Annotated in this window: 1 protein-coding gene and 1 pseudogene; one reads left to right on the forward strand and one right to left on the reverse strand. The window is 69.4% G+C overall.

Translation table 11 applies throughout. From position 1 onward, the window contains the following. Nucleotides 1–838 (reverse strand): annotated as a pseudogene (locus WD250_05435) (IS3 family transposase). A 29-nt stretch (nucleotides 839–867) separates the two neighbouring features. Here WD250_05435 and WD250_05440 point away from each other — a divergent pair. After that, nucleotides 868–1,284, forward strand: a complete 417-nt coding sequence (locus WD250_05440; GenBank protein ID MEX2619643.1) for a hypothetical protein — start codon at nucleotides 868–870, stop codon at nucleotides 1,282–1,284. The last annotated feature ends 106 nt before the right edge of the window (nucleotides 1,285–1,390 follow it).

Below are 1,390 nucleotides of genomic sequence, written 5' to 3' on the forward strand. Positions count from 1 at the left end.
GGCTGGTCTCCTGGTGGTGATGGTAGGCGGCTTCGAACTCGACCGGCGGGATGTCGTCGAGGGTGCCGTGAATCCGCTCGTTGTTGAACCAATGGACCCACCCGAGGGTGGCGAGCCCGACGTCGTCGACGCCGCGCCAGGGGCCCTGCTGACGGATCAGCTCGGTCTTGTACAGCGAGTTGGTCGCCTCGGCCAGCGCGTTGTCGTAGCTGTCGCCGATGGACCCGATCGAGGGGACCGCGCCGAGCTCGGCGAGCCGTTCGCCGTAGCGGATCGAGGTGAACTGGCTGCCGGCGTCGGAGTGGCACACCAGCCCCTGCAGCGTGGTGCCGCGTGACCAGCGGGCCATCTCGAGCGCGTCCAGGACCATCGTGGTGCGCATGTTGGTCGTGGCCCGCCAGCCCACGATCATCCGCGAGAACGCGTCCACGATGAAGCAGACGTAGACCACGCCGGACCAGGTCGGCACGTAGGTGAGATCGGTGACCCACAGCGCGTTCGGCCGGTCAGCGACGAACTTGCGGTCGACCAGATCGGGGTGCCGGCCGGCCTTGCCGTCGGGGCGGGTGGTACGCACCCGCTTGCCCCTGGTCACGCCCTGGATGCCGAGCTGGCGCATCAGACGGGCGACCTGGTCACGTCCCACTTCGTGGCCGGCACGGTGCATCGCCCTCCACATCTTGTGCGCGCCGTAGACCCGGTAGTTGGCGACCCACAGGGCCAGCAGCAGCGGCATCAGCACCGCGTCTCGCAGCGCCCGTGCCGAGGGCAGCCGGCCCCGGGCGGCGTAGTAGGTCGAGGGCGAGATCTGCAGCGTCGTGCAGATCGCCTCGACCCCGAACCCCTCGCGGTGCTGCTCGATGTAGGGTGCCGCAGCCGGGCGTAGGTCTCGTCGGTGCGTTCGGGGATGTAGCAGCGCAGCTGTGCGGCCAGGTCGGCGATCAGGGTCGCGTCACGCTGGTCCGAGCGGTCACGGGTCAGGTCCTCACGTTCGCGTTCGCGGTGGACCAGCAACGGCTGGACACACACCAGATCGAGACCGAGCCGGTCGCACTGCTCGGCGACAACCCGCCACCGATGTCCGGTCGGCTCACAGGCGACAACGGCATCCTCGAACCCGCCAGCACGCGCCTGGTCGCGCGCCCACGTCAGGGCCGGCTCGAGCTGCCACGCCCGACAGTTCTTCAGTCCGCGGCGGCCGAGCACCGCCCCGTCATGGTCGACGACCACCAGCTCCTGGACCTGGTCGGCCAGATCGATCCCGCAGATCGCCCGCTCTCGTGAGACCAGCTCGCGCAGCCGCCGGCGGCGGTCGTTCCGGCGGGCATCACCGCGTGAGAGTTCTGTACGGTTGCTCATAGGACATCCTCCCGGTGGTTGGGACACCAAG

This window comes from Egibacteraceae bacterium (assembly GCA_040905805.1).
GTDB lineage: Bacteria > Actinomycetota > Nitriliruptoria > Euzebyales > Egibacteraceae > DATLGH01.